The 23,958-nt window shown below is 41.7% G+C and carries 19 protein-coding genes and 1 pseudogene; 16 read left to right on the top strand and 4 right to left on the bottom strand.

Features of this window, described 5'->3' with window-relative positions; genetic code table 11:
• A complete protein-coding gene (tilS, locus tag HBH39_RS10940; RefSeq protein ID WP_167678197.1) occupies positions 1-1,476 on the top strand; it encodes a tRNA lysidine(34) synthetase TilS in 1,476 nt (491 codons plus the stop codon).
• Here tilS and HBH39_RS10935 read toward each other — a convergent pair.
• Positions 1,473-2,573: a GNAT family N-acetyltransferase/peptidase C39 family protein gene (locus tag HBH39_RS10935; RefSeq protein WP_167678195.1), complete on the bottom strand. Its 1,101-nt coding sequence runs from the start codon at positions 2,571-2,573 to the stop codon at positions 1,473-1,475. The genes tilS and HBH39_RS10935 overlap by 4 nt on opposite strands.
• 71 nt (positions 2,574-2,644) lie before the next feature.
• Between HBH39_RS10935 and HBH39_RS10930 the strand changes: the two genes are divergently transcribed.
• The gene (locus tag HBH39_RS10930; RefSeq protein ID WP_167678193.1) at positions 2,645-4,096 is read left to right on the top strand and encodes a RimK family protein; all 1,452 of its coding nucleotides are present in this window, start codon (positions 2,645-2,647) and stop codon (positions 4,094-4,096) included.
• A 108-nt stretch (positions 4,097-4,204) separates the two neighbouring features.
• On the opposite strand, the gene HBH39_RS10925 is transcribed toward HBH39_RS10930, so the two are convergent.
• The gene (locus tag HBH39_RS10925; protein WP_167678190.1) at positions 4,205-5,389 is read right to left on the bottom strand and encodes an RNA-guided endonuclease InsQ/TnpB family protein; all 1,185 of its coding nucleotides are present in this window, start codon (positions 5,387-5,389) and stop codon (positions 4,205-4,207) included.
• A gap of 190 nt (positions 5,390-5,579) precedes the next feature.
• Here HBH39_RS10925 and HBH39_RS20115 point away from each other — a divergent pair.
• A pseudogene (locus HBH39_RS20115) lies at positions 5,580-5,663 on the top strand (transposase); the annotation flags it as partial.
• 181 nt (positions 5,664-5,844) lie between these two features.
• On the opposite strand, the gene HBH39_RS10915 reads toward HBH39_RS20115, so the two are convergent.
• The gene (locus HBH39_RS10915) at positions 5,845-6,735 is read right to left on the bottom strand and encodes a GGDEF domain-containing protein (RefSeq protein ID WP_167678188.1); all 891 of its coding nucleotides are present in this window, start codon (positions 6,733-6,735) and stop codon (positions 5,845-5,847) included.
• Between the two features lie 159 nt (positions 6,736-6,894).
• Between HBH39_RS10915 and HBH39_RS10910 the strand changes: the two genes are divergently transcribed.
• The gene (locus HBH39_RS10910; RefSeq protein ID WP_167678186.1) at positions 6,895-8,847 is read left to right on the top strand and encodes a monovalent cation:proton antiporter-2 (CPA2) family protein; all 1,953 of its coding nucleotides are present in this window, start codon (positions 6,895-6,897) and stop codon (positions 8,845-8,847) included.
• 259 nt (positions 8,848-9,106) lie between these two features.
• The gene (gene ompW, locus HBH39_RS10905) at positions 9,107-9,751 is read left to right on the top strand and encodes an outer membrane protein OmpW (RefSeq protein WP_167678184.1); all 645 of its coding nucleotides are present in this window, start codon (positions 9,107-9,109) and stop codon (positions 9,749-9,751) included.
• 96 nt (positions 9,752-9,847) lie between these two features.
• Here ompW and HBH39_RS10900 read toward each other — a convergent pair whose 3' ends face one another.
• Positions 9,848-10,600, bottom strand: a complete 753-nt coding sequence (locus HBH39_RS10900; protein ID WP_167678182.1) for an SDR family NAD(P)-dependent oxidoreductase — start codon at positions 10,598-10,600, stop codon at positions 9,848-9,850.
• A 149-nt stretch (positions 10,601-10,749) separates the two neighbouring features.
• On the opposite strand from HBH39_RS10900, the gene HBH39_RS10895 reads away from it, so the two are divergent.
• From HBH39_RS10895 to HBH39_RS10845, 11 genes are all read left to right on the top strand, one after another.
• Positions 10,750-11,139 (top strand): YbaY family lipoprotein, encoded by a 390-nt coding sequence (locus HBH39_RS10895; protein ID WP_167678180.1) that lies wholly within the window; start codon positions 10,750-10,752, stop codon positions 11,137-11,139.
• A 47-nt stretch (positions 11,140-11,186) separates the two neighbouring features.
• Positions 11,187-12,131 (top strand): homoserine O-acetyltransferase MetA, encoded by a 945-nt coding sequence (gene metA / locus HBH39_RS10890; protein WP_167678178.1) that lies wholly within the window; start codon positions 11,187-11,189, stop codon positions 12,129-12,131.
• A gap of 314 nt (positions 12,132-12,445) precedes the next feature.
• Positions 12,446-13,651 carry a thiolase family protein gene (locus HBH39_RS10885; protein ID WP_167678176.1) on the top strand — a complete coding sequence of 402 codons (1,206 nt, stop codon included), beginning with the start codon at positions 12,446-12,448 and terminating at the stop codon, positions 13,649-13,651.
• A 162-nt stretch (positions 13,652-13,813) separates the two neighbouring features.
• A complete protein-coding gene (locus HBH39_RS10880) occupies positions 13,814-15,307 on the top strand; it encodes a CoA-acylating methylmalonate-semialdehyde dehydrogenase (RefSeq protein ID WP_167678174.1) in 1,494 nt (497 codons plus the stop codon).
• A 150-nt stretch (positions 15,308-15,457) separates the two neighbouring features.
• A complete protein-coding gene (locus HBH39_RS10875; RefSeq protein WP_167678172.1) occupies positions 15,458-16,615 on the top strand; it encodes an acyl-CoA dehydrogenase family protein in 1,158 nt (385 codons plus the stop codon).
• Positions 16,616-16,679: 64 nt separating this feature from the next.
• A complete protein-coding gene (locus tag HBH39_RS10870; protein ID WP_167678170.1) occupies positions 16,680-17,795 on the top strand; it encodes an enoyl-CoA hydratase/isomerase family protein in 1,116 nt (371 codons plus the stop codon).
• Between the two features lie 12 nt (positions 17,796-17,807).
• On the top strand, positions 17,808-18,707 hold the full coding sequence (gene mmsB / locus HBH39_RS10865; RefSeq protein WP_167678168.1) for a 3-hydroxyisobutyrate dehydrogenase: 900 nt from the start codon (positions 17,808-17,810) through the stop codon (positions 18,705-18,707).
• Between the two features lie 11 nt (positions 18,708-18,718).
• The gene (locus tag HBH39_RS10860) at positions 18,719-19,477 is read left to right on the top strand and encodes an SDR family oxidoreductase (RefSeq protein WP_167678166.1); all 759 of its coding nucleotides are present in this window, start codon (positions 18,719-18,721) and stop codon (positions 19,475-19,477) included.
• 244 nt (positions 19,478-19,721) lie between these two features.
• Positions 19,722-19,922, top strand: a complete 201-nt coding sequence (locus tag HBH39_RS10855) for a hypothetical protein (RefSeq protein WP_167680053.1) — start codon at positions 19,722-19,724, stop codon at positions 19,920-19,922.
• 691 nt (positions 19,923-20,613) lie between these two features.
• The gene (locus HBH39_RS19975; RefSeq protein ID WP_167678164.1) at positions 20,614-22,809 is read left to right on the top strand and encodes an immunoglobulin-like domain-containing protein; all 2,196 of its coding nucleotides are present in this window, start codon (positions 20,614-20,616) and stop codon (positions 22,807-22,809) included.
• 186 nt (positions 22,810-22,995) lie between these two features.
• Positions 22,996-23,907, top strand: a complete 912-nt coding sequence (locus HBH39_RS10845) for a M14 family metallopeptidase (RefSeq protein WP_167678162.1) — start codon at positions 22,996-22,998, stop codon at positions 23,905-23,907.
• Positions 23,908-23,958 lie beyond the last annotated feature (51 nt).

Raw genomic sequence — 23,958 nt, 5'->3', positions numbered from 1 at the left:
ATGTTAGATATCAATAAATTAGTTGAAAAAATCCATCATTTATATCAAGCATGCCTTGAGGATGTTAGCTATGTTGATAACACCCAAACCGCAAGTCCCAAGTTAGTACTTGCATACAGTGGTGGGGTTGATTCGCAAGTGTTAGCCTTTGGATTGAGTCAATTTAAGCTAAGTTATCCAGCTATTGATTGCTTACTGGTCCATGTTCATCATGGTCTCAGTAAAAATGCAGAAGAGTGGGCTGCGCATTGTGTGCAACAAGCAAGTAGTTACCAACTGCCTATTTGCATTGAGAGAGTTCATTTAACCATTAAACCACGGCAAAGTCTTGAAGCCATTGCCCGCGAAGCCCGATACCAAGCAATTGAAAATCATCTTATTGCTGGCGACATTTTGCTTACCGCACATCATCAAGATGATCAGCTAGAAACCTTATTACTTGCGATTAAACGGGGTCAAGGACCGAAAGGTTTAGCGGCGATGGGGGAACAACAAAGCGCTCAATCACGTAGTCAACCAGGATTGAGTTATCACAAAATCCGTCCATTATTGGCAGTAAGTCGCGATGACATAGAGACCTTTGCTGCCTTACAAAACCTGAGTCATATTGAAGATGAAAGCAATCAAGATGACAGCTTTGATCGCAATTTTTTACGCCTAAATATCATACCTTTACTCAAACAACGTTGGCCGAGTATTGCCCAAACGGGCAGTCGCAGTGCAGCGCTTATTGCTGAGCAACAACAGTTGATTGACGAGGAAACCCGCTTACGATTACCCTCTATGATTAGTCATTCTAATGTTAATTCTATGCATTATAATGGCGTAGGCTTGAACCTTGATTCTTTAGCCACTCAAACACCAGCTTGGCAAACTCAGTTGCTGCGAGCATTTATTTTTCAACAGGGTTTTGCTGCACCATCACAAATTCAGTTACAGCAAATGTTAATCCAACTTGTTGAAGCCAAAGAGGATGCGAATATCCACATCGAGTTTTCCGGTGCAGTGCTCAAACGTTATGCGCAGTATGCTTATGTATTGGATAAAAGTGTATTAACAAGTTCAGCTATTGGTGTCGATGCGCTGGCAAGCGCCAAAATACAAGTTTGGTTGAATAAAATCGTATTAGATTCAAGCCTAAGTGACTTGTCTATAGTATTACCTTATTTTCCTTGGCAATTGCAACTTGTAACAGTGCAGCAAGGTAATAGACTTGCTTTACCTAAGGATATCAATCAGGTAAGGATCCAATATGGCGCGGCGGGCAGTATTAAATGCTTACCACAGTTTGAACATAAAAGTCGTCAGCAAGCACGAGAGCTTAAAAAACTGTGGCACGAGGCAGGTATTGCGCCTTGGCGACGTCAACAAGTGCCCCTGCTATTTTATGGTGATAAGTTGGTTGCCGCTTTAGGTTTATGGTTGGATAAAAAATACCTCGCCCAGCAAGATGAGATAGGCTTAAACATTTATTAGCTGCTGGCTTTTTGTTTCCCTCTAATGATTAAGCAATAGATTTGTTTTTGTTTGCCATAACGTGCCATGTGAAGTAAATCAGTCTTACTGATCGGCACAAATGCTGAATTAATACTGTTTTCGATTTGTTCAACGTATGGGTCATGAAAGAAAAAGTAATGTTCGTTAAAGCCTGTTAACACTATCCAGTGTGGGCTTTTTTTACCATCTAACCGATATGTGCTCACCATGATAAGCACTGGAAATCCTGCTGAAATCCATTCACAAATTTGCTCAATCGTTGGATTTTGCTGAGCAATGCTAACGCCTTTAGCGGTAAGTTGTTGTTTAAAGTCTTGATGAACCATTTCAATGATGGCTTTTTTGTTGGTGTCTCTGACACTCGTAATAAATGGTGTCGGCTCATCTTGGCTATAAAGGGCAACGTCAAAGCCGCGATTGATGGCGGCAATAGCCAGTCCTCTAGCGCTGCAACCGCCATGACCACTGGTCATAAAAATGGTGGTGGCTTCACGCCAAATATTTAACTCAGTGATTCTATTGTGTTCAACAGCTTCGAATGCATTAAAACTCATCAATAAGCAGGATGGACCGCAAGTAAAGTCGGTTGTTTGAATATACAAAGGTAGATTTAAGGTAACACTTGGACCAGGAGGATCTAACCGTTTATGCATTCTTACTCCGTCAGCAAGATCATCATAATAATGCACTAAGGTTTTTAATACTTTATAGCCCATTTTCAGATAAAGATTTTTTGCCGCAATATTGTCGTTTCGTACTTCTAAGCGTAATGTAATGAAGCCATGTTCAACGGCAATATTCTCGCATTGAGTGACTAATTTAAATGCAATGTTACGCCCTCTAAATTCTGGGGAAACGGCAATGGAATATAGACGAGCAAGACGAGTACCCCGATGGAACAAAATCAAAGCATAACCAGCTAATGTGCCATTTTCATCGGCAACGATAAGATGATCAAGGTCAGAATTGATAAAGCGTTTCATTTGTCTAGCGCTGATTTTGTCTCCGCTAAAGGCGTTGTGTTCGATTCGGTTAAGTTGAGGTAAGTCGTTTAGTGTGGCAGAACGAAATAACATATTTCGGCTCGAATAGACAATTTGGATAGTTAATTTATGCGTAAATCGCATAGCGAGGCAACAGAAATTTTATGGCTCAGTTTTTAATTGTTATTGATGATGCAAGTGATTGGCGACCTTATCTACCGAGTGACAATATGGTCACAGTTCATGATTATTTAGATATGGGGGCTTACGCCGACAGAAGTGCGATGCAAGTGATTAATTTGTGCCGTAGTTATGATTATTTAAGTACGGGTTATTATTGTTCGTTAATGGCAGAAGCAAGAGGGCACAGGGTTATTCCACGGGTGATGACTATTAATGATCTGACCCAAGATCGTTTGTTCAGTTTACCTTTATCGGGTTTAGATAAATTACCTGATTCAGTAAACGATATTGCAATGAAAATTTATTTTGGCTTTTGCGATAATCCTCAATTAGAAAAAATTGCTCGTAAAATATTTGAACGATTTACCGTGCCGGTATTAGTGGTACGCTTATCCAGACAGGCTGGGAAGTGGCAAGTTGACACGATCGAACCCTCAGCTTTTCAAGATTTAACTGAGCCAGAACAAGATTTATTTGCCAAGTATTTGGAAGTTTTTTCTCAAAAAGTTTGGAAATTACCCAAAGCAGCGAAACGTTACCGTTACGAAATTGCCATGTTAGTTGACGAACATGAAAAAATGCCGGCTTCCGATAAAGCTGCATTAAAGCTATTTACTAAATCCGCCAATCGCATTGGTATGGATTTAGTGCAAATTGGGGCTAACGATTTAGCACGCCTCAGTGAGTTTGACGGTTTATTTATTCGCTCAACCACCAATATCAGTAACTTTACTTATCGCTTTGCCAAAGCCGCTGAGCAGCTAGGTTTAGTGGTAATGGATGATCCTGAGTCAATTATGAAGTGCACCAACAAGGTGTTTTTAACCGAACTGCTAAATCGTCATAAAGTGCCTGTGCCTAAAAGTTTAATCTTTAAAAAATCAGATGAGAATTGGGTCGATAATGTAATTGATAACATAGGTTTACCTGCGGTATTAAAAGTGCCTGACGGTGCATTTTCACTTGGGGTATTGAAAGTTAAAGATCGGCAAGCATTAATTGAGCAAGCCAATAAAATATTTGAACACAGTGCGTTAATTTTAGCGCAAGCCTTCATGCCTACTGATTACGATTGGCGGATAGGTATGTTAAACCGCCAACCTATTTATGCATGTCGCTATTTTATGAGTCGTGGACATTGGCAAATTTATCAACATCACCAAAGCGGACGTGTCAGCAGTGGTGACTTTGACTGTGTCGATTTAAAAATGGTACCGCAACAAGTGATTGATACTGCGACTAAGGCGGCAAACCTAATTGGAGCAGGGTTGTATGGTGTCGATTTAAAAGAAATTGACGGTAAGGCCTACGTGATTGAAGTGAATGATAATCCCAGTATCGATCACGATGTTGAAGATTTGTTTTTAGGTGATTTAGTGTACGACCGTGTGATGACAGAGTTTTTAAGACGTATTCAGTTACGAGGTTTGTAATGTGAACTACCCCGCGACATCGCTTCGCTTTGATCACGGGGCTTCTGCAATCTAGTTTTTTGACGACTAGGTTGCTTCTTTTTTCTCAGTTCCCACACCAAACTCTGATCACTCAAAGACTTTCGTTTTAAGAGGTGATTTCTGCTGAGATTTGGGCAGCGCCCTGACAAGTATCCCACTCGCCATTAAATCTTTTTTGCCTGTATCTGCAACAGATTTAGCAGCGGCCAAATCTCTACACTGCATTGCTTTGCATCTTTCACAGGAAAATTCTCGCACACTTAAATCGAATTTATGTTCGTGTCCACATTCGCTACAAATGCCTGACGATTTCACGTATCGACCTATTTCATGGTAAACAGCGCCATTCAATTCAGCCTTGTATTGGGTTAATAGTGTGATTAACCCCATCACATTATCGTTAACCATCTGACCGTTAAATTGCTGCATTCCTTTCACATTCAAATCCTCAAACACTATAATATCACTGCTCTTGGCTATCGAACATGATACTTCGTGAGCAAACGCTAAGCGCTGGCGAGAGATTTTTCCGTGAAGTTTATTTAAACGAGATTTGGTTTTTTGCCAGCGATTTGAGCCTTTCGTTCGGCGACTCAACTGGACTTGAATTTGTTTTAATTTTGATGATGCTTTCTTGAAAGCTTTCGGGTTTTTAACGTACCAACCGTTTGAGCCAACAACAGTGTATTGGCTATTAATGTCATATCCCACAAGCGTTGATAACACTTGTTTTGCGCTCTTACACTCAACTTCTTGAGTCAGTGATACATACCAGTTTCCGTGGCGCATTTTGACAGTTGCCGTCTTAATTTTGCTGGCTAATTTTCGGTGCAAAACAATTGGTATTTTGCCAACTTTCGGAATGCTAATCGCGCCTTTTTCAATGCGGATGCAGTCGTTATTATTGACACATCGAAAGCTATCGTCGTGAAGTCTTTTCAGTTTAAAGCTAATTTTAAAAGTCGGAAATTGCTGAGCTCGGCCTTTGTTAGAGGAATTTTTTAGTGCTGTATCAAGGTCACGAGCTACCTGCTGAGAAGCCGCAGAGTCAAAGGCTTTAAGCCATGAAAACTCCTCGAACATTTTCAAATCACGGAGAAGTCCAGCCATTTCGTCGTAAAACAAAAACGTTTTATCATATCGATATCGACGCACATTTTCAGATAACAACAAGTTCCATACGCCACGGGCGCATGCCCCAAACTCAGCGAGTTTGGCTTCTTGTTCTACTGTCGGCTTAAACCTAAAGTTGTATCTGAGTGTTTTTTTCATACACTGTATATACCACTGCACAGGATACTGTATAGACTACTGTATAAGCAGGGGTTGTCAAGTGGAATACCAAACCAACTCACATTGTAAGTATCTAATCACTCTACATTTGATTTTAGTCGTTAAATATTGAAAATAACTTCTTAGGCTGATGCCGGAGAATTTGTAAAGCAGTTGGACAGAGAACTCTTTCTGGTCTGACGGATATTTCGTTTGCTCAGTAGGCAATATTTCCGTTGATACAATTCGAAAATATATCCAAGAGAAAGTTTAGTTTATCGATTCATCCCCGCGACTTTCGCTTCGCTCGCATCACGGGGTTTTCTCGACAGATTCGATAAAAATCAATTTAGTTAGTTAAATGGCTAAAACTAGATTTTATGACAATGCGCTAAATATGATAAAGCCACCTTATGCGAATAAGTTGGCTTTTCATTTTGTGTTAAAGGATTAGCTTAGCCTATTAAGTCTTCTGATATGCTAAAGCAGTTTCTACCTGCCGCTTTGGCGGTATACATAGCTTCATCAGCGCGATGAAATAGACTGTCTACTTCCTCTTGTGATTTTGCTTGTGCGATCCCTAAACTACACTGCACATGGTAATCGACTAATTCAGTGTGCAGACTTTGGTTATCTATAATTCGTTGACAAACAAGACTTGCCGCTTGTACGTCACCTTCAGCCACAATCACAAATTCATCGCCGCCAATTCGAAAGGCGTGGTCTGTATCTCGAATTGACTCGCTAATTAACTCCGAAAAACTGATTAACAGTGAGTCGCCAATTAGGTGACCGAATTGATCGTTGATACTTTTAAACTTATCAATATCAAGCACGATAAGCGAAACTTGGCTTTGACGACGATTAGCGCGAGCCAACGCTTTTTGTATATATTTATGAAAATAAAAACGATTGCCTAATCCGGTAAGTGCATCAAACATGGCATGATTAGACATTTGTTTATGTTTAAGGGCGTTATGCAATGGTAGGCTGACTAAGGTTTCCAGTTGTATTAACTGCTCAATATGCTGTAAGCCTAATGGTTTACTGAGGTAATAATGTAAGGCGACATTCACATTATCGACAGTGATGTTGCGATGCAGCGCTATGCCTTGTAGTCGACCCCAAGTGTATTTTTGTTCGCCAATATATATTTGGATTGCAGTAACCGGCAAATGTTGGCCTATGATTTTGCCATAGCAGGCAAAAACTGTTCTAGGATCTAAACTCCCATGCAGTTGTTGTATCACTTTGACTAAGTCAATTTCTGAGTCAGATTTAAGGAAATTGTCTGAACTATACTGATAATCATCAGGATAAAGTTCGGTAGCAATTGCAAAATCCATAGGGTTAGCTCCAGTTGTTACAGCTTGATACAACTGTCTGAGCAATTATCGTGCCCAAATATCTTTTTCTATATTTTTTAAGTATTTGTTATATTGGTGTCAATCTGATACAAAAAAGTAACGTTGCCATTGGCAGATTTTTGACGAGGAGTATTTTCTATGGAACACGGTATGTTCATACATATTTTGTTTATGTTGGTTATTGCCATTTCGGCAATTGCACTTCTCGGCCGAATGGGTTTGCCTGCTATTCTTGCTTATCTGTTAACGGGGGTGGTCAGTGGCCCTAGTGGTTTTCATTGGTTTACCCAACATCAAATGCAATCCGTTGCCGAATTGGGAGTTGTGTTATTGATGTTTACCTTAGGGCTTGAGTTTTCAGTGCCTCGTTTATGGTCGATGCGCCGCACGGTATTTGGCCTGGGTAGCGCACAAGTTATCTTCACAACCTTGATAGCTGGCGGCATTGCACTCCTTTTAGGGCAAACATTAGTGGCTGCGATTGTAATTGGTTCTGCCATTGCCTTGTCATCTACCGCGATAGTGTTAAAACTGATGAACGAGCAAGGCTGGTTAAGACGCCGCCATGGTGAATTATCTGTCAGTGTATTGTTATTTCAAGATTTAGCCGTAGTGCCACTGCTAATTATATTGCCGTTATTGGCCAGTGATAGCAGTGAAATGAATACCAGCAGTATTGTGTCTGGTTTGCTGACCGGGATTTTGGCTTTTATTGGACTGATGTCATTTGGTAAATGGGTACTGCCTCGAATATTTGATGAAGTAGCTCGTTCTCGTTCAAATGAGTTATTTGTTCTTTCAACACTTGTTGTGGCTTTGGTGACCGGTGCATTTACTCAGTATTTGGGTTTGTCTATGGCGCTAGGGGCGTTTATTGCCGGTATGCTTTTGGGGGAAAGTCAGTATCGTCGTCAATTGGAAGCCGATATTCGACCTTTTCGAGATTTATTAATGGGGCTATTTTTTATCTCCATTGGGATGTTACTCGATTTCAGTTTAGTGCTGCAGTATTGGTGGCAAATATTAACCATTTTAATTGCAGCAACATTACTTAAAATTGTGATTGTCTATGGCTTGCTTAAATTAGTGGGCGAGCATGCCAAAGTGGCGTTAAGTACCGCAATAAGTTTAGGCCAGGTGGGTGAGTTTAGTTTTGTGGTGCTTGCGCTGGCGGTAAATTATCAATTACTCGAAAGCCAAGTAAGTACAGTATTGGTGGCGGTAGCCGTGATATCAATGTCTACAGCGCCATGGTTGGTACGTCATAGTGTGGACATCGCTAAAAAATTTAAAGACGTCAAGGCAGCACCGTCAATGGAATCAGAACCTATTAATCTGCCAGCTGGTGATGAAGATGACTTTGTGATTATTTTGGGTTACGGCCGTGTGGGTCAAACCATTGCCCGATTTTTGAAAATGGAGGCGGTTAATTATGTGGTGCTTGATTTAGATCCAACCAGAGTAACCGAAGCACGCACTGCTGGTGAACCGGTTTACTTTGGCGATGCCTGTAAAATGGCAATTTTAAAGCGCGCAGGGATCCGTCAAGCCAGTATGGTGGTCATTACCTTTGCTGAAACCAGACTAGTTGAAGAAGCATTGGCCATTAGTCGCAAGTTAGCTCCTGATGCAAAAATTCTTATTCGTACAAAAGATGATGAAAACTTAGCTGAATTTAAAGCAGCGGGTGCAACTCAAGTAATCCCAGAATCACTTGAGGGCAGTTTGATGCTGGTCTCGCAAGTGCTATATAAATGTGGTGTACCTTTGCCAAGGATTATAAAGCGCTTAGAAACCGAACGGCGTAATCATTACCAATATTTACATGGCTTCTTCTCTGGCGCTGAAACTGATTTCACTTTAGATTTGCTCCATGCGGTATCGTTAAGTGCCAGTGCCAACTGTGTCGGGAAGAAGGTTATCGATGTTCCGTGGAAAGAGTTAGAGGTTGAGTTAAGAGCTGTTCGTCGTAAAGGGGCGGAAACTGAACCCGCACCAGATGATTGGATATTGCGCAAAAATGATATTTTGATGCTGGTCGGCAAACCAAGAAGTATTGAGAAAGCAGAAGAGTATTTATTACAGGGTTAATGATTAATCGGATTGGCTTAACGGGATTAAAATCATGATGGTTATTGTAACTTACTGATAAAATTGATTTATTACACTTTAAAATGTCGGTTAAGGTGATCTGGGTCAAAGAAAGGGTTTTTGCGTGTGCTACCTCTAAATATGTATTAACTATCTTTGATCTAAATCAACTTTATTTAAAGCTAACTCTGGCAGAGTAGCGGCAAATGTTAAGGATGTTATGTAAAAGCGTCCAGTTGTTGCCCTAATGGAGTTAGAGATGAATAAAAAATTAACCTTAAGTTTAGTTGCTGCTAGTTTACTTTCGGCTGGTGTTTCTTCAATGGCTGTTGCTCACGAAGCCGGTGATTTTATTTTCCGTGTTGGTGCCGTTAACGTGTCACCGAATGAGTCTAGCCCAGTAGTCGCAGAAATTGCTGAGTTTGGTGTTAATGACAATACCCAAGTGGGCTTGAATTTTGCTTACATGCTGTCAGATAATTGGGGTTTAGAGCTTTTAGCTGCAACGCCTTTTTCACATGATGTTTCTTTAGGCGCTTTAGGCAAAATTGCAGAAACTAAGCATTTACCACCTACCTTAGTTGCTCAATATTATTTCGGTAATGCACAGTCTAAATTACGTCCTTACATTGGTGTCGGTGTTAACTTCACCAACTTCTTTGATAATGACTTTACTAATGACTTAGACGGTGCCTTAACTGATTTGAGCTTAAGCAACTCTTGGGGCTTTGCAGCTCAAGTTGGTTTTGACTATCAATTTAATGATAATTGGTTATTTAATGCTTCTGTATGGTATGCCGATATTTCTACTGATGTGTCATTTAATTTAGGTGAAGAGCATCTTGTTGTAGATACCGATATCAACCCTATGGTTTATATGGTTAGCTTTGGCTACAAGTTTTAATTCATATCGCTGAACACAAAACAGGAGCCATTTGGCTCCTGTTTTTGTTTAAAGGTTAGGTTTTATGTGCTTACATCACATGGCAAAGTTAATCGCTTATTTTTTCTTTTTCGACTTCCAGTGACGAGTATTATAAATATATTCCGGTAAATAACGATTTAACCAGGCCACAACGCGCCAGCGTTTAGTGACATATACACGGCGTTTGCCTTTTTGTAAGGCGGTTAATATTTGCTTGGCCACTTTTTCAAGTGGGGGCAATAAAAATCGATTTTGTTGCAAAGCCGCTTTATCTAACAAGCCCAATTGAATATCACTAATAGTGATAGGTAATTTGAGTCGCTGGGCATGCATGCTCAAACCTTGCATATAATTTGCCGCATAAGCTTTAGATGCATGGTAAGCCATACTTGGGCCGCCGCGTTGTCCGGCAATGGAGTTAATTGCCGCTATTTGACCGTAACCTTGCTCTTTCATTAGCTTAAATACGCAATTACTGATTGCAGTAAAGCCCATCACATTGACATTAATAATTCCTTGCTCTAACTCCCAAGGCAGGCTTGAGTCGTAACCATTCACCCCAGTGTTGATGATCACCAGGTGCGCACCTTCATGCTGCTGCCATGCCTGTTTAATCTGCGAGATAGCAGTGTCTGGCATTAAAATAGATAAAGGCAAAACTTCGACGCTGGTATTCAGTTCAGCAGCAAAACTTTGCATGGCTTCAGGTTGCTGAACAAATAGGATCAGTTTTACGTTTTGGTTAGCCAGTTGGCGAGCGAGTTCTTTGCTTAATGAAGAACTTGCACCGATAATCATTGCGGTGGCAGCAGTGTCGACAGTTGTCATATCAATATTTTTCAAAAAATAATGGCACATGATAGAAATATCATCACAAGATCACAAGCAGGAAAACTTTTCAACACCGGATGTGTAGACTTCTAGACGTCTTGATGTATTATAAGGCCATCATGCTTTACCTAAAATAGCACAAACTCATGAGACAAATATTACTAGCTGCGGCAATGCTTGTAGGCTTATCTGCATGTCAAAGTGCAGATGATAAGCTAACCATTAGCGGCGAAGTGTTTTACAAACAACGTATTGCATTACCTGCTGATTCTGTGATCAAAATCCAATTACAGGATGTGTCATTGCAAGATGTTGCAGCTAAAGTGGTGGCTGAGTATCAGTTAAGCCCCGCCACGGGCATGACACAATTTGAGTTTGTATTGCCACATGATGCATTTATAGCAGGACATACTTATGCTATTAGTGCAAAAATTACTGCCCAAGATACTTTATGGTTTATTAATGCGCGATCTTATCAAGTGGATGTCACTGACCCAAAACCAATCAAAGTTCTGCTTGATTTAGTAAAGAAGTAAATGTTTTTAACCGCTTAAACAACTGTTATTAAATAAAGGGGCGCTCCATGCCTGTAAGAATTCCAGATAATTTACCCGCTGCCGAGATTTTAGAGTCAGAGAACATCTTTGTGATGTCAGAAACACGCGCTGCAAATCAGGATATTCGTCCGATGCGTGTACTTATCTTGAATTTAATGCCCAATAAAATTGAAACTGAAACCCAATTATTACGCCTACTTGGTAACACACCATTGCAAGTTGATGTGGATTTACTGCGCATCCATGATAAAGAATCTAAACATACCTCGATTGATCACATGAATACCTTTTATCGTGATTTTGAACACGTGCGTCACAACAATTACGATGGTTTAATTATTACTGGCGCGCCTTTAGGACAAATTGATTTTGAAGATGTGGTCTATTGGGAGCACATCAAAGAAATTATTGATTGGTCTCAAGAACATGTCACTTCAGTATTATTTTTATGCTGGGCGGCACATGCAGGTTTGTTCCACTTATATGGTATTAATCGCAGTTTGCTTGAACAGAAACGCTCAGGCGTATTTAACCATACCCGCACCAGTGAACCACATCCGTTACTACGCGGCTTTGATGATGAGTTTTTTGCGCCGCATTCACGTTATGCTGAAGTGAATATTAACGATTTACATCAACATGCAGAGATTGAAGTATTAGCCCAGTCGCCTGAAGCTGGAGCGTATATTGCGCTGAGCCGAAATAATCGAAATTTGTTTGTTATGGGGCACCCTGAATATCAAAAAAACACCTTGAATGATGAATATCAGCGTGATCTTGGGCTAGGTATTAATCCTAAAATACCCAGCAATTATTATCGGGATAATGATCCAAGCCAAGAACCTATTGCTCGCTGGCATAGCCATGGCAGTTTGTTAGTCAGTAACTGGCTCAATTATTATGTTTACCAGTTAACGCCATATGACTTGTCTGATATGAGCGCTATGACACCTTGGGAAACAAAAAAATAGTTTCCATAGCAATTTAGTGTGCGGCCTACTAATGGAGATTTCCCCACCGGCTTTGGTGGGGGAGGATTTCAATTAGTTCAATGTTTCATGGCAATCGGGGCTGCTTGATTGTCCTAGCCATTTGCTCCTGTTGCTTTATTTATAACTACAAATTAATTAGATCACATATCCTCTTTTAAGTGTAAATCTTCACTGACAGCAAAATTCAATTTCAATCATAGTTTAGACTAATGAATACTTGCTTTACGTTGGCGTAAACGTCAAAGTGGTATCAGTTTAATCGGATTAAATCGTGTTTTTTAAGTGGAGTAATTATGAATACACAATATGCTGATGCAAGCAGTCAGGGCCAAGATATTGTTATCGTTGCAGCAAAACGTACCCCAATGGGTGGCTTTCAAGGTTCACTTTCAGCGGTGACATCCCCAAAATTGGCTGCCACAGCCATTAAAGCATTAATCACCCAAACAAGCATTGCACCAGACAGTATTGATGAAGTGTTTATGGGGTGTGTGTTACCAGCGGGTCTAGGTCAAGCGCCTGCTCGTCAAGCCACTTTAGGTGCTGATTTACCGCTATCGGTTGGCGCAAGCACAGTCAATAAAGTGTGTGGTTCGGGGATGAAAACCGTCATGTTAGCCCACGATGCAATTAAAGCCGGTAGCTGTGAAGTGGTTATTGCTGGTGGCATGGAAAGCATGAGCCAAGCGCCTTACTTATTGGATAAAGCCCGTAGTGGTATGCGTATGGGACATGGCAAAGTCATGGACCATATGTTTCTTGATGGATTAGAAGATGCCTACACAGGTGGTGCTATGGGCACATTTGCCCAAAAAACCGCCGATGACTTCGGGTTAACCCGTGAGCAAATGGATAACTTCGCCCTTAGCTCATTGGAAAAAGCCAATGCAGCTATCAATTCTGGCGCCTTTAAAGATGAAATTGTGCCAGTGATTGTGAGTGATCGTCGTGGCGATATCACTATTGATACTGACGAACAACCCGGCAATGCTCGTCCTGAAAAAATCCCGACGCTTCGCCCTGCCTTTGCGAAAGATGGCACTATTACGGCTGCAAACTCAAGCTCAATTTCAGATGGTGCCGCGGCATTAATGTTAATGACACGCGAAAAAGCCGCAAGTTTAGGTTTAGAGGTATTAGCCACCATTAAAGGCCATGCCACTCATGCACAAGAGCCTGCCATGTTTACTACTGCACCAGTTGGGGCAATGAGTAAACTGTTAGATAAGGTTAACTGGCAAAAAGATGAAGTTGATTTATTTGAAATTAATGAAGCGTTTGCCATGGTCACCATGTTGGCTATTAATGAATTAGGTTTAGATGCAAGCAAAGTGAATGTAAATGGTGGTGCTTGTGCTCTTGGTCATCCAATTGGTTGTTCAGGTGCTCGTTTATTGGTGACATTAATTTATGCCTTAAAAGCCCGTGGATTAAAGCGCGGCGTAGCATCACTTTGTATTGGTGGCGGTGAAGCCACTGCTATGGCGATCGAAGTATAATTATATTTTATTCAACAAGACCTTAGCACTGAACCTCAGCCAAACTGCAACTGTTGCTTGCAATAATAATGAATGCTGGGTTCAGTCCTTAAACACTGTATACCGATGAGCGGTAATGTCGGTAGAAAGTGGCAAGATTCTGTAAGGATCAAAGGAATTAGCATGACAACTCAAGTAAAGCATTATATCAATGGTGAATTCACCATAGGCACTGGCACAACCAATATTGATGTGACTAACCCTGCCAATAACAAAGTAATTGCCAAGATTAATTGTGCAACTCAAGCAGAAGTCGCCAGTGCGATTGAAAGCGCAAAAATTGCGTTTAAAGCATGGAAGGAAGTGCCTGTTTCTGAACGTGCAAGGGTGATGTTACGTTATCAGCATCTTTTAAAAGAGCATCACGATGAAATTGCGACCATTTTGGCGCAAGAGACGGGCAAAACCTTTGAAGATGCTAAAGGTGATGTGTGGCGTGGTATTGAAGTAGCAGAACATGCCTGTAATGTAGCTTCATTAATGATGGGCGAAACCGTTGAAAATGTTGCCCGTAGTATTGATACCTATTCCTATACTCAACCTTTGGGTGTGTGTGCAGGTATTACACCATTTAACTTTCCAGCAATGATCCCTTTGTGGATGTTCCCACTCGCCATTGCCTGCGGAAACACCTTTATTTTAAAGCCTTCAGAACAAGATCCAATGACACCTCAACGCCTAGTCGAGTTGTTTGTTGAGGCTGGCGCGCCAAAAGGCGTACTTCAGCTTATCCATGGTGATAAAACGGCAGTTGATATGCTACTAACTGACCCCGCCATTAAGGCGATTTCATTTGTTGGTTCAGTGGGCGTAGGGCAATACATCTACAAAACTGGCACGGATAATTTAAAACGTGTGCAAGCTTTTGCTGGAGCTAAAAACCATTGCGTTATTATGCCAGATGCCAACAAACAACAAGTGATTAACAACTTAGTGGGTGCTTCTGTTGGCGCAGCAGGTCAGCGCTGTATGGCTATCTCTGTAGCTGTGTTTGTTGGGAAAGCCAAAGAGTGGATCCCTGAGTTAAAAGAAGCGCTAGCGAAGGTTCGCCCCGGCTTATGGAATGATGAAAACGCCGCTTATGGTCCGGTAATTAGCCCTGCAGCTAAGGCGCGCGTGTTAAAACTGATTGCACAAGGTAAACAGGAAGGCGCCGAATGCTTACTTGATGGTAGTGATTTTACCGTTGAAGGGTACGAGTCAGGTAACTGGGTTGGCCCGACAATGTTTACTAAAGTCACCACCGAGATGAGCATTTATCAAGAAGAGATTTTTGGCCCAGTTTTGTGCTGCATGGAAGTTGACAGCATAGATGATGCGATTGAACTGGTTAATAACAGTCCATACGGTAATGGCACCTCTATTTTCACCGCATCAGGTGGCGCAGCGCGTAAATATCAACACGAGATTGAAGTCGGTCAGGTAGGCATTAACGTCCCCATTCCTGTGCCATTGCCATTTTTCTCGTTTACTGGTTGGAAAGGCAGTTTCTATGGCGACCAGCATGCTTATGGTAAGCAAGCCGTTCGTTTTTACACTGAAACTAAAACCATTACATCTCGCTGGTTTGAGAGCGATGCGGTAAGTGGGCCTAATATGAGCATAAACCTTAAATAAGCTTGTGCGCTAATTGTTAAACAACAAGACAAAGCTCGTTAACTAGCCTCAGACGCACTGATGATTCATCTCATTAAGCTGAAATGAATCATCAGAGTGTCCAGCTAAATGACCAAAGAGTCATCAAAAAATAATATTTAGGAGTCCAATATGGATTTTAATTTGAACGAAGATCAACGTCAGTTTGCAGCCCTTGCTCGCCAATTTGCCCTCGATGAACTTGCGCCCAATGCAGCCAAGTGGGATGAAGAGCATCATTTTCCTAAAGATGTGATTCAAAAAGCCGGTGAGCTAGGTTTTTGTTCACTTTACTCACCAGAGTCAGAGGGGGGCATGGGCTTATCTCGTCTTGATGCTTCAATCATTTTTGAAGAGCTAACATATGGTTGTACCGCCACAACCGCTATGCTGACCATCCATAATATGGCCACTTGGATGGTAACCACATGGGGCAGTGACAGCCTTCGTCAACAATGGTCAGAAAGCTTAACCACAGGGCAGATGTTAGCCTCATATTGCTTAACTGAGCCCGGTTCTGGTAGTGACGCTGCATCACTTACCACCAAGGCGGTACGTGACGGTGATGAGTATGTGATTAACGGCGCCAAAATGTTTATATCTGGTGCCGGTGAAACTGAGCTATTAGTGGTGATGTGCCGAACGGGTGAGGCCGGGCCTAAAGGTATTTCAGCTATTGCGATTCCGGCTAATACCCAAGGTGTAAGCTATGGTAAAGCAGAAGATAAAATGGGCTGGAATGCCCAGCCAACGAGAATGATTAACTTTGAGAACGTGCGCGTGCCAGTGGCCAATTTACTCGGTGAAGAAGGCCAAGGATTCACTTTTGCCATGAAAGGCTTAGATGGTGGACGTATTAATATCGCTACCTGTTCAATAGGTACGGCGCAAGCCGCACTTGATCGCGCAACACAATATATGACTGAGCGTAAGCAATTTGGTAAGCCGCTTGCTGCATTTCAAGCACTACAATTTAAATTAGCGGATATGGCAACCGAATTGGTTGCAGCGCGTCAAATGGTGCGTTTGGCGGCATTTAAATTAGATACACAAGATCCTGAAGCTAGTGCCTATTGTGCGATGGCAAAACGTTTTGCGACTGATATTGGCTTTCAAGTGTGTGATAGTGCGCTGCAAATACACGGTGGCTATGGTTATATTCGTGAATACCCGCTAGAGCGTCATTTCCGTGATGTACGTGTGCATCAAATTTTAGAAGGCACCAATGAGATTATGCGTTTGATTATTGCCCGTCGTTTATTGGATGAAAATGCGCACCCTATTCGATAATGTGCAGTCGTTTAAATCGCAAGAATTGAGTATTTCACGTTAAACCCAATTGGAAGAGTAGTGAATGACACAAGAAGTAATATTTCAAACCTTGGGGACGTTATCGGGTAAAGCCATTGGTGTGGTGACCCTAAACATTGAAAAAGCACTTAATGCATTAACCTTAGATATGGTTAAAGCAATGAGAGCGCAACTAACCTTATGGCAAAACGATGATGATATTGCTTTAGTTGTGCTTGATGGCAGTGGTGATAAAGCTTTTTGTGCTGGTGGCGATGTGCGCGCCATTTACCATGCCTCAGTCAAGATGCCCAATCAAATGTCAGCAGTAGGTTGTGAGTTTTTCACCCAAGAATACCAACTAGACTATTTACTGCATCAATTTGGTAAACCGGTTTTAGTCTGGGGTGATGGTATTGTGATGGGAGGCGGTCTAGGTCTGATGGCGGCGTCAAGTCACCGAGTACTTACAGAAACCAGCCGCATTGCGATGCCTGAGGTGACTATCGGTTTATACCCTGATGTTGGCGCGAGTTATTTTTTAAACAGGATGCCGGGTAAAACGGGATTGTTTTTAGGATTAACCGCATACAACATGAATGCTGCCGATGCGCTTTATGTTGGTTTAGGTAATCACTTTTTAGGCCGTGATGATAAAGAACCATTATTTGATGCGCTGGCAGATATTAAGTGGACGGACAATCAACAAGATAATCACCAAGCCTTAACGCAGTTGCTTAATGCTATGCAAGATAATGTCTCAATTGAGCTAGGCGAGAGCCCATTAGCGCAGTTTCAACAGCAAATTGACTTATTAATGGCCGGTGATATTGAAGACGTTCATTACCAGTTATCAAGCTTGCAAACTGATTTACCTTGGCTACAGCGCGCTCAAAAAACCGCATTAGCTGGTAGCCCATTGAGTTGGCATTTAATATTTGCTCAAGCCCGTTTAGGAACAGAAATTACCTTAGCAGAATGTTTTAAATGGGAATTAGGCGTTAGTGTTAATTGTTGTTCTAAAGGCGATTTCTGTGAAGGGGTACGAGCATTATTGATTGATAAAGACCGTAACCCCAAATGGCGTTTTAGTCATATTCAACAGATAACCGATGCCGACTTATCAGCCTTACTGACATCACCTTGGTCAGCCGATAATCATCCGCTGAGAGATTTGTAAAAGGAATTAAACATGGCAACAGTAGCATTTATTGGATTAGGTAACATGGGCGGCCCTATGGCAGCCAATTTGATCAAAGCTGGCATGACAGTCACTGTTTTTGACTTAATGCCAGCGGCAGTTGACGCGTTAACCGCGCAGGGAGCTTTAAGCGCTAAAACAGCGTGCGGCGCTGCCGCGTCAGCGGATGTGGTTATCAGCATGCTGCCTGCAGGCAAACACGTTAGCAGTTTGTATTTAGGAGATGCCAGCAACAAAGGCTTGTTGGATGTTGTGAGTAAAGACACCCTACTAATAGATTGCTCAACCATTGATGCGGCTACGGCTCAGTTAGTGGGCAGCAAGGCGGCACAAAAAGGCATTGAGTTTATGGATGCACCTGTGTCGGGTGGGACTGCTGGGGCCGCGGCTGGCACCTTAACCTTTATTTGTGGTGGAACTGATGCAGCTTTCAATAAAGCGCAAACGGTACTGACGGTGATGGGGGCCAACATTTTCCATGCAGGGCAAGTTGGCGCAGGTCAAATCGCTAAGATTTGTAATAATATGCTGCTGTCAGTCCTCATGGTTGGTACTAGCGAGTCATTACAACTTGGAATCGATAATGGTTTAGACCCTAAAATATTGTCTGATATCATGAAAGTCAGTAGCGGTGGTAATTGGACGCTGGAAAAATACAACCCTTGCCCTGACGTAATGGACAATGTGCCATCGTCTAAAGGCTATCAAGGTGGTTTTATGGTTGATTTAATGGTTAAAGATTTAGGCCTATCTCAACAAGCCGCGTTGGCGTCAAACTCTAGTACTCCCATGGGCGCGTTGGCGCGCAGTTTATATGTTAATCATGCTCGCCAAGGTCATGGCCGTTTAGATTTTTCGAGCATTTTTGAACAGTTTTCTCAGAAGAAATAAAGGATCTCACAATGGAATTAAAAGATAAGGTTATCGTCATTACTGGCGGCGCCGGTGGTTTAGGCCTTGCTATGGCACAAGAGTTTGCCGCTCAAGGTGCAAGATTGGCGCTTATCGATGTTGACCAAGAAAAGCTCGAAAAAGCCTGTGCTGACTTAGGCTCAACTACTGAAGTTCAGGGTTATGCGCTTGATATTACAGATGAAGAAGATGTGATGTCAGGGTTTAACTTTATTCGTGAAGACTTTGGTCATATTAATGTGTTAGTTAATAATGCTGGTATTTTGCGTGATGGTTTGATGGTAAAAGCAAAAGATGGCAAAGTGACAGATCGCATGTCTTACCAACAGTTTCAATCAGTGATTAATGTTAACTTAACAGGCACTTTCTTATGTGGTCGTGAAGCCGCTGCTGTGATGATTGAAACGGGTCAACCTGGTGTGATCATCAATATTTCAAGTTTGGCTAAATCGGGCAATATGGGCCAGTCGAACTACTCTGCGTCTAAAGCTGGGGTTGCGGCCATGTCAGTTGGTTGGGCCAAAGAGCTTGCTCGTTATAATATTCGTAGTGCTGCGGTAGCGCCGGGGGTTATTGCAACTGAAATGACTGCAGCGATGAAGCCTGAAGCTTTAGAGCGTATGGAGAAAATGGTACCAGTAGGGCGTTTAGGCCAAGCACAAGAAATTGCGTCTACCGTACGTTTTATCATTGAAAACGATTATGTTAACGGTCGTGTATTTGAAGTCGACGGTGGCATTCGATTATAAAACGGCGCTGATTCGTATGGGCATAAAATAGGCCGAGCGTTGCTCGGCCTATTTGTATTTGGGCTGCGATAAATACACTGTCTTACTACGATGGAGATAAATACTTTAGCGAGTTTTGTTGGCATGTTATCCTTTGCATGAGTTCTAGTTTGCGAGGTGATACTTGCACTCATTTAATTATTAATCGACAACAGTAGGGTAAATTGTGGATATAGCGCGCCTAGAATTATGGTTAAAAAAAGTGATGTTGTCAGTTGGTATTCTTGGCGTGATTGTGATGTACAGCGGCTTTTTATATCTGTTTTTTAGTGGACGTTCTACCGCAGCATTACCTTGGTTTTTTTTAATTTCCCCTTGGCTTTGTATCTACTTTGGTTTGTCGCAAACGCAACAAGTTGCTACCTTGTACTGGTTAAAAAACAAATTTAGCTTTAGTCGCAAGTAGTATTTAGTGCTAAAAACAGCCAATGAGTGACGCTAAATATAGTGGTTTATCGTGCTAGCTTGCCTTTTTTTAGTGTAAAGTAAACTTTTTGTGGGCGACACTGGTTAGTTTTTCAACGGTCAATCACTACATTCTACTGATCAGATGAGTAGCTAATTTAGTAACACTAAGCTCTTAAAAAGATTAGAGATAAGATTAAGTGCTAATTTTTTGTCAGTCACCTTTATCGTCATGATCACTTTTCAAACACAGCTTTTATCGTGTTGGTTCTTCTCTATTAGGCATTCCTGCTGGTTTTAAGGGGTAAAATTGCTCAACATCAAACTTACACACCTCTGATTGTGTCAAATCTGTGACGCATCAAAAACAAACACTCCTTTTCTCACAAATTCCTAACATATTGTAGTTCAATGCTTTTTTGACACTCTCGTTGTTTTGACAGCGTTGTCTTACGGGTTTTTATCATTACACTATGCCAGACGTCGTCTGACACATCTGACACATCTGACACAAGAGCTGATTAAATATCACCAGAATTTATGCTCTCTATTGTGTGTCGCTAAGTTTTATGGACGATGGCTTGCTAAGCATTTTTTAAAAAGTGAATGACTTTATGTTGTTAGCAAATGAATAGTACCAAAAGCCTGAATTATACAGGCTCTTGTAAATGAGATATTTTTAGGGGGTCACAATGATGTTCGCAAAAAGTAAGTTGGCAGCCGTGATTGGTGTGGCGTTTTCTGCGTTAAGTATTCAAGTTCAAGCCGCTCCGATAGTAAATCCTCAAGCGGGTGTGGTTGTTGGTTATTGGCATAATTGGTGTGATGGCGCTGGTTACAAAGGGGGCGTAGCCCCATGTGTTGATTTAGCCGAAGTACATCCTATGTACAACGTGGTCAATGTATCATTCATGAAAGTTTTTGATACAGCTGATGGCCGCATTCCTACATTTAAATTAGACCCAACCATTGGTTTGTCAGAAGCCGAATTTACTGCGCAAATTGCTGAGTTAAATCAACAAGGTCGCTCAGTGCTATTGGCCTTAGGTGGTGCCGATGCGCATGTTGAAATGCAAGCGGGTGATGAAGATGCCTTTGCTGCAGAAATTATTAGACTCACTGATCTTTACGGTTTTGATGGTTTAGATATTGATTTAGAGCAAGCGGCAATTACCGCTGCTGATAACCAAACCGTTATTCCTGCCGCATTACGTATGGTGAAAGATCATTATCGCAATGAAGGTAAAAACTTCTTAATCACTATGGCGCCAGAGTTTCCATACTTGACTCAAAATGGTCATTATGTGCCTTATCTTAGAGGATTAGAAGGATATTACGACTGGGTTAATCCACAATTTTATAACCAAGGTGGCGACGGTTTATGGATTGATGGAATAGGTTGGATTGCACAAAACAATGATAATTTAAAAGAAGAGTTTATTTATTATATTTCTGATTCATTAATTAATGGTACTCGTGGATATTACAAAATTCCTCATGACAAGTTAGTGTTTGGTATTCCAACCAATAACGACGCGGCAGCAACCGGTTTTGTCAGTCAACCACAAGCATTATTTAATGCGTTTGATGCACTTAAAGCACAGTCACAACCATTACGTGGTGTGATGACATGGTCGGTAAACTGGGACATGGGACGCAGTGCAAGTGGTCAACACTATAATGAAGCCTTTGTGAAAACCTATGGTCCATACATACATTCACAAGAATTACCGCCAATTATTCCTGAAGACGGTAAACCATTTTTTACGGGGTTAACTGACACACGTGTTAAACATAACAGCAACTTTGACCCGTTATTAGGCGTAGAAGCTCATGATGCCGAAGATGGTGATTTAACCTCAAAAATTTCTGTAGAAGGGTATGTTGATACTGGCCGTTTAGGTTTATATCCATTAACTTACAGCGTCATCGATTCAGATGATAACCTAACTGAACAAGTGCGCACCATCGAAGTGTACAGCGAAAAGCCTGTTTTTGAAGGAGTTCAAGCAGTTACAGTAAAGCAATACAGTGATTTTGATCCGCTGGCTGGCGTGAGCGCTTATGATGCTGAAGATGGTGACTTAACTTCAAACATCGTGGTTGATGGTATTGTTGACACCCAAAAAGTAGGCAAATATGCATTAACTTATCAAGTGACCGACAGTGCTAATCAAACAACGCGAATTAATCGTGCTGTAACTGTGGTGGCTGAAAATGGTGAGTGTGAAGTTGACAACCTTTGGTCTGCGACTCAAGTTTACACTGGTGGTGAGCAAGTTACCCATGGCGATAAAATTTGGCAGGCAAGCTGGTGGACTCGTGGTGAAGAGCCAGGTACTACGGGTGAATGGGGCGTTTGGAAAGTAAAGGGTGACAGTGAATGTGACAACCAACAGCCACCAGTAACTGGCCCAATTGAGCCAACGATTACCGTGAGTGGTGTTAGCGCCCAATATATCATTAATGACGGCGCGATAGCATTTGATGTCAATGTGCAAACCAATACTGAAATTTTAGTCCATGTAAAACTATATAACAGCGAAGGATTAACTTACTCATACTTCAGCGATATTGTTGATAACCAGAGCAAAATGATTCCAGTAGAGTCATACAATGTGGTTGCTGGAAGTTACCAATTACATGTTTATGGCACAGTTAAAGAGAGTAACGAGTTAGTGTCAGAGCAGCAGTTTGTAGTGCAGTTGGTTGAGTCAAACTCTGAATATCCTGAATATGTACCAGGGCGCAACTATCTAGCCGGTGATATTGTGAGCTTTGAAGGAGGGCTCTACCAATGTAAGCCTTGGCCATATAGTGGCTGGTGCAGCAATGCGGCTTATGCTCCGGGTGGCAACTACTGGCAAGATGCTTGGGCCAAGCTATAAATTTAGTTTTTCAATAATGGTATCAGATGTTAATTGATACCATACCTCAAATAGGCGAGCCAATAGGTTCGCCTATTTTATTATCTCTAGCCACAAGACTTTTGGCTTCACATAGAAATCAGGATTCTGATCAGGTAGGATTGCTGCCTTTCCCTACGAGTAAAACAGCAATTAAAGGTCGTTTAAATGACAACATATCCCATAGGTACTCCTGGTCAACCTTGGACTGCAGAACACAAAGCACAGTGGCTTGCACAGGTGACCATCAAGCGAAGCTATCAACAACAAGTATTAACTAAGCTCGCTCCTCTGGCATCACGTTTTGAACAAGTCCAATATGGTGCATTAGACTATCATCCTGAAAAATATCCTCTTTTTGCTTTTAAAACTCGGCATTGGGATAGTAACAAAAAAACCATCTTAATTACTGGTGGTGTACACGGATATGAAACCAGCGGTGTTCATGGGGCTATTCAATTTTTAGATACCCAAGCAGAACACTATAGTCAGTTTTTTAACATCGCTGTCGCGCCGTGTGTTAGCCCATGGGGGTATGAAACCATCAATCGTTGGAACCCTTATGCTATCGATCCTAATCGTTCCTTTTATGCCGATAGCCCAGCGAATGAATCCGCTGCATTAATGGCATTTGTGGCAACCTTAGGCGAGGTTTATGCCCATATTGATTTACATGAAACCACAGATACTGACGAGCTAGAGTTTCGTCCAGCGTTATCAGCCCGAGATGGTAAAGATTATGAAAAAGGCGTTATTCCTGATGGTTTTTATTTAGTGGGCGATAGCGATAACCCGACTGCCGCGTTTCAAAAAGCCATCATTGAATCCGTCGCTAAAGTCACTCACATTGCCCCAGATGATGATGGGCAATTAATCGGAGTTGATATCGAGCAGTTTGGGGTGATCAATTACCCAACAAAAAAACTCGGCTTATGCGCAGGCATGACGGACAATCATTTCAATACCACCACAGAAGTGTACCCAGATAGTCCACTGGTTACCGATAAAATATGTAATGATGCTCAAGTGGCGGCGATTACTGGTGGTTTAGATTACATAATGAGTTATCTAGCACGATAGTCCTCCAAGCATAGTGAATGAGTTACGATTAACCTGAACAATTAAGCGATG

The organism is Shewanella aestuarii (assembly GCF_011765625.1).
GTDB lineage: Bacteria > Pseudomonadota > Gammaproteobacteria > Enterobacterales > Shewanellaceae > Shewanella > Shewanella aestuarii_A.
This window is presented reverse-complemented; position numbering and strand designations above follow the sequence as displayed.